Source organism: Methanospirillum sp., assembly GCF_028679455.1.
Lineage (GTDB): Archaea > Halobacteriota > Methanomicrobia > Methanomicrobiales > Methanospirillaceae > Methanospirillum.
Map to the genome: position 1 here is coordinate 1 of NZ_JAJRBM010000029.1, position 5,757 is coordinate 5,757.

Annotated in this window: 7 protein-coding genes; 5 read left to right on the forward strand and 2 right to left on the reverse strand. The window is 44.0% G+C overall.

The features are described from left to right. From LUQ50_RS00805 to LUQ50_RS00820, 4 genes are all read left to right on the forward strand, one after another. The coding region (locus LUQ50_RS00805; protein WP_300034712.1) for a type II/IV secretion system ATPase subunit at window positions 1-905 on the forward strand (905 nt) is incomplete at its 5' end. Next, the gene (locus LUQ50_RS00810) at window positions 902-2,788 is read left to right on the forward strand and encodes a type II secretion system F family protein (protein ID WP_300034715.1); all 1,887 of its coding nucleotides are present in this window, start codon (window positions 902-904) and stop codon (window positions 2,786-2,788) included. The genes LUQ50_RS00805 and LUQ50_RS00810, both read left to right, overlap by 4 nt. Then, the gene (locus LUQ50_RS00815; RefSeq protein ID WP_300034718.1) at window positions 2,788-3,165 is read left to right on the forward strand and encodes a type IV pilin N-terminal domain-containing protein; all 378 of its coding nucleotides are present in this window, start codon (window positions 2,788-2,790) and stop codon (window positions 3,163-3,165) included. The genes LUQ50_RS00810 and LUQ50_RS00815 overlap by 1 nt, the downstream gene beginning before the upstream one ends. Beyond that, complete coding sequence (locus tag LUQ50_RS00820; RefSeq protein ID WP_300034720.1) at window positions 3,162-4,061, forward strand: hypothetical protein; 900 nt, start codon at window positions 3,162-3,164, stop codon at window positions 4,059-4,061. Before LUQ50_RS00815 ends, LUQ50_RS00820 begins: the two co-directional genes overlap by 4 nt. Window positions 4,062-4,147: 86 nt before the next feature. Here LUQ50_RS00820 and LUQ50_RS00825 read toward each other — a convergent pair whose 3' ends face one another. Further along, the gene (locus tag LUQ50_RS00825) at window positions 4,148-5,119 is read right to left on the reverse strand and encodes an FIST signal transduction protein (protein ID WP_300034726.1); all 972 of its coding nucleotides are present in this window, start codon (window positions 5,117-5,119) and stop codon (window positions 4,148-4,150) included. Here LUQ50_RS00825 and LUQ50_RS00830 point away from each other — a divergent pair. Continuing rightward, window positions 5,013-5,234: a hypothetical protein gene (locus tag LUQ50_RS00830; protein WP_300034729.1), complete on the forward strand. Its 222-nt coding sequence runs from the start codon at window positions 5,013-5,015 to the stop codon at window positions 5,232-5,234. The genes LUQ50_RS00825 and LUQ50_RS00830 overlap by 107 nt on opposite strands. An 18-nt stretch (window positions 5,235-5,252) precedes the next feature. Here LUQ50_RS00830 and LUQ50_RS00835 read toward each other — a convergent pair whose 3' ends face one another. Continuing rightward, window positions 5,253-5,459, reverse strand: a complete 207-nt coding sequence (locus LUQ50_RS00835; protein WP_300034723.1) for a hypothetical protein — start codon at window positions 5,457-5,459, stop codon at window positions 5,253-5,255. Window positions 5,460-5,757: the final 298 nt, after the last annotated feature.

The window sequence follows — 5,757 nt, forward strand, 5'->3', positions numbered from 1 at the left end:
CACTTCCAAATGGGGCACGTGCCCAGATCACCTATTCTGATGTCGTCTCAACCAAGGGAAGCTCATTCACCATCAGGAAATTCCGTTCAGATCCCATGACTCCGGCAACGCTGATGTCATTTGGGACCTACAGTGATGAACTCCTGGCGTTCATCTGGCTGGCGCTTGAAAACCGGCAGAGCATGATCGTAGTGGGAGGGACTGCAAGTGGAAAGACCTCTGCGATGAATGCGTTTTCCTTCTTCATTCCTCATAACTCAAAGATCGTTTCACTCGAAGACACCCGTGAGATCCAGATTCCCCAGAAGAACTGGCTGCCAGTTCAGACCAGATCAACGAATGTAGCCAATGACAGGGGCAGCGTTGATCTCTTTGATCTCCTCAAGGCATCGCTCAGACAGCGGCCGGAATACATCATTGTCGGTGAGGTTCGTGGCAGTGAAGCACAAACACTCTTTCAGGCGATGAACAGTGGTCATACGACCATATCCACTCTCCATGCCGGAAACATCGAAGAGGCGCTGAACCGGTTGACTAACGAGCCGATTAATGTCCCTCCTGCCATGTTCGGGGCGCTCAACCTGATGGTAATCCAGACCTTTCATTACCGGGACGGGCGGATGATCCGAAGGTGTGATGCGATTCATGAGATCGTGCTCGGGGAGGGTGACAAGGTAAAATGGAACACCCTGTATGAGTATGAACCAAAGGATGACTCATTCAAACGGGTATACCGGAGATCTAAGACCCTGCAGACGATTCAGTACATGCATAACTGGAGCGATGAGGAGATCCAGTACCACCTCGATATCAGGGCTGCATTTCTGAGTAAACTCCGGAGCCAGCACAGTTCTGATCCTGAACAGTTGATGCGGATGATCACCGACCTGCGGAGGATGGCATGAGACTTTTCTCTCCGCGACAGGTCGATACATGGCTTGAAGGAACATCACTACGTAAGTCTATCCGGGCTTCTCATCTCCCGTATTCCCAGTATTCGTACTTCATGATGATGGTTCAGTGGAGCATCCTCTCGGTTGGTGCGTTTATTGCCATTGCAGCATTTTTGCTGATCACCAACTTTCACCTCATGCCTGATAAACCAGACAATATTCTGAATAATAATGTAATAATTATCTTGATTCTCTTTGTGTTACTGGTTCCCGGAGTAATCATCGCCATTTTCACCTACCCCTCAACTACCGCGGCGGGGAGAAGATCCTCTATCAATCTCGATCTTCCCTATGCTATCACCTACATGCAGGCACTTTCAGCGACGATGACCCTCTATAACGTCATCAGAAAGATTTACGAGGCTGATGATCTCTTTGGCGAGGTGGGAAAAGAGTTTGGCCTCATCGTCCGGGACGTGGAGGTCTTCGGAGATGATCTCTACTCTGCAATCCGTAATCTGCAGGCAGTTACTCCGTCAAAAAACCTTGAAGAGTTTCTCAACGATCTCCTCCTGCTCTCAAATAGTGGGGGAGATATCACGAACTTTCTCGCGTCACGATCTGCATACTTCCGTGAGACTGCAGCCAGGGAGATGGAGAATGTACTGAAGACGATCGAGATCATGGCAGAGGTGTATGTGACCGCGTTTGTTGCCGGGCCGATCACGATGATAGTCATCATCGTCGCACAGAACCTGAGTGGTAAGTCTGAGCTCTCCCAGTACATGCCCCTCATCATCATCGGGCTTGCTATGGGATCTATCGGGATGATCTACATCCTCTATCTGATGCTCCCGACCATCAAGATGGATATCACCAGAAAACCGGTAGAAGACTCTGAATTTACTGATATTGCAATCGATCTCAAGGAATACACCAAGGTGGATCAGACGTTTCTTAAAAAGATCGATGCAAAGAGAAAACGGTTTAAACTGGAAAACCTTATCAAAAATCCGGCACGGGCATATATCTCAAATTTTGATTATAGTATCGTGTTCGGGGCTGTCTGTGGGGGATGCGTCTGTGCATTGTATTATTTCGGGTATTTGAGTACATGGATCCCAAATATGTCACTCGAGGCGTTCCTCTGCCTGCTTATCGTTGCAATACTTACTCCGATATCCCTGGCCTATGAGGGACGTAGCTGGTTTGTTAACAACGTGGAGAGTCATACCCCTGAGTTTCTCCGTCAGCTCGTAGATATGAAGGACGTCGGGGTGACGCTCCAGACTGCTATCGGGCTTATCTCAAACTCTAAACTCGGGGTGCTCTCCCAGGAACTGGTGATGACCTCAGAGGATATCAGGCGGGGTTCGACAACGATCAATGCCCTGGTCAGAATGGAGGACCGCATCGGCCTTGTATCAGTCAAACGGGCGATGTCCCTTCTCGTGAAAGCAAGTGAGGTGACCGATTATATCAAAGATGTGCTTATCATCGCTATTAATGATTTTGAGCATTATCTCAAGTTAAAGAAGGATCGGTTTAATGCAGCGATCACGTATGTGATGATCGTATACCTGGCGGTCGGGATATACATGTACACTGCGTATTCCCTGAATGTCTCATTTATTGCTTCGTTTACCCAGTTTCATATTAATTTTGATACCGCAGGAAACCTGACCGACATGTTCAGGATCGGACTGGTTCTCGGATGCTTCTCCGGGTTGATGGCAGGACAGTTATCTGCTAATAGTGTCCTCGCAGGATTTAAACATGCAATCCTTCTGGTACTCGGGTGTTTTTTCCTGTTTATGTATTTTATTCCGTACCAGCTTGATCTTATTACCCACGCCGCAGCCCTGGCAGCTGCAAATGCCTCGGCAGGTGTATAATGGGAAAGCGGGATTCGGGGGTTTCTTCAGTAATCGGAGAGATGTTGATGATTGTCCTGGTCCTGATCCTGGTACCGGTGGTTACTATCAGTCTGATGAACCAACTGCCTGAGGATAGAACCCCGACGGTTACGATAAAGATGGGACCGATAAACAACACAGGATATGTGGCTTTTTATCATAAAGGGGGAGACTGGATTAGAAAAGAGAATATTCAGGTATTTCGGAATGGATACAAAATAGATTCTACAAGACTATTGTTGCAAAATCTGACATTTGATCTCGGCGATGAGTTGGGAGTATCTGAACTGACTCGAGGAGATAACATCAGTATTATTGCAAAAAACGCGGTTATTTTCTCCGGAGTGGTCAATTGATTAGAGAAGATGCACTATCTCCGGTTGTTGCGTTTATGTTACTCCTTATGGTGATTGTTTCATTCATTTCCCTCTTAAACGCATATTATATACCTTCATTAAAACAGCAGAGTGAAATCACCCATCTTCAGCAGACGGAACAAGGAATGCTTGCCATAAGTTCCGACATCGACCGGATGATATCATTTAAACAGGATGCTACAATTAAAGAGAGATTCCCTCTCGGAGGTGGTGATGTAATCTTTTCACCGGTTCGATCATCAGGGACGATACAAATAAGTCCTGAATCCTGGATTCTTAATATTACCTTCACCAATGAAAGCAGTTATTCAACCACTTTTAACATTACCGCACCATCAATATCCTATCATCCTGTTGGTAATTTCTGGGTTAATCAGGGATATACCTGGAACAAGGGAATCATCAATATCACGAAAAATAAACGTACAACCTGGTTAGAATATATCGATACAAAAAACGCAACTCAGGGAGAAAACCAGTTTATTCAGATTCTTGCAACACCTGTTACGGTAACGAAAGCATTTTTGTCAGAGAATAATACCCTTGCAAATATCACTGTTTCAGCCACAAATATCACACCAGATTCAGAGCATGCATTTGTAAGCAGCAACGGAATGGGTAATATCGGCCTTACAATGTCAACTTATCAGGAACTAATAGTAAATGTAACCTCTCTTCAAATAGTAGTCAACTCAAATCTTCCAAAGGAACAATTTGATGAGGTAAACAAAATGATTGAAAATTGGGTTATATCATCATTCACATGTTCCAATTGTGTAAGTACTACTAACTTGCCAGAATACAAGATTGCCTTTCATGATTATCCGGTAAATTTTACGTTACAAGAAAAAATGCTGAAGATATCTACGATTTAATCATTGATCTGACGCATTTTGTTACCCTCATGATCAATAACAGATCCATCACATCTGATTTAAAAAAAAGTAGCATTTCAGGGTATTTATAAAAATATAAGTATCGTTGATGTCTGATTCATATGCCCGATAAATTCCTCTCCATACGTGGAGAAACCGATAGTCGGGATATTCTTAAAGATATTACCATATGCATCAGTTTTCTGTTCCTGTTCTAATTGAAGGGTTCTTAAGATACAATTAAAGTTAATAAGCCCTTTGATTGGTCCTTTCTCCTTCTGTACCTTTTGAACCACATCAGTTGTGTCTGCAATGATATCAGTTGAAGTTAGTACTTCAAGATCAACTCCATTTCGAATCTGACAGTAGAAATAGATTGAACTACCATCTACCCGTTGCGGACTCCTGACAAAGGGATCGCCATCAGCAATCAGCCCGACCGGATGGGTCATGAATTGTGAGGCAACATCCTTCTCATCTACTCCAACCGCCTTTGCGTACGCAGTGACTGCAGGCATGTCATTAAACTCAATAACCTTACGGGTTGCCTCATCTACTTCAGTAGGAGTCAGTTTCTTGTTGGCTTGAATGAATGACTGGGTTTTGATGAGATCAAATTTACACGCCGGTTTCATAAGAGCGAGAATGGCTGCATTGTTGTACGCCTTTCCATCCAGATATACCCAGGTCTTTTTGAATGAAAGATCATCACCTGCGGACCCACCAATGATGGGAATATTTACCAGATCTCCGATCTTTTCCATCAACCATTCTTCAGCACAGGACAGCCCGTCAATGAGGATAATCCCCACATACTGGTCAGGGTTGAGGTCAAGTGGTTTAGAGCCAAACTTTTCTGCCAGACCAATGATTGCACGTGACGGTGCCTTTCGATCAGTCACATCGATAACATCTGCAGCAATACCAGCAATCACGTCTGATTCAAGGGCCATGGCAACAACTGAGTTCTTCAACATGCTGCCAGAGACTATTTCACCAGATGTTGAACAGCCAATAACGGTTGCATCAGGAAATTTATCCTTCAGTGAGCGACTGATAGAGGCAGGATCGTACACTGATGAAGCAAAAAAAAGAACTGCCACCGGTTTCAACCCTGAAAACGAGGATGCAATATCAGCTGCAGCAGCACTCGGATCCGGTTTTACTGAATGAGATACCTGAATTGTCATATTACACCGTAAGTTGAATATCCATATCTTTTGCAATCTGTCTTATTTTCGCAATTACTTCGGGATCATCATCTGATGATGAGGAATATTTACTAAAATCAATACCTTTAAGAAGGAGTTTTGTTCTCGTTGTTGATTCAAGACTCTGGTTTCCATGGGCCCGTTGTTCAACGAGATTGTCAATAAGTAGTTTGATCTTTCCAGACATTGTTTCCCCGATTAGATTCCAGATGACTCATCATCAACTGGAGTATAGAGTAGTACTCATCAGAGTAAGTGTCTTCCTTTTTGTATGCAATAATGGAAGATATTGACGCGGTATGAGTGAAGTCGGGAAAATTTGCAGAAGGGTATTCATGATAGGAGATGCGTAAAACCCTGATTCACCCCTTTAGCGTGAGTGTGCCACCTACTCACGACTAACAATCGGATATTTATTCTTCATTTTTAAATCTCTCTAAAATTTCGTACCGGAAGTTTTATTTCCTTGTAGGTGTTATATCACC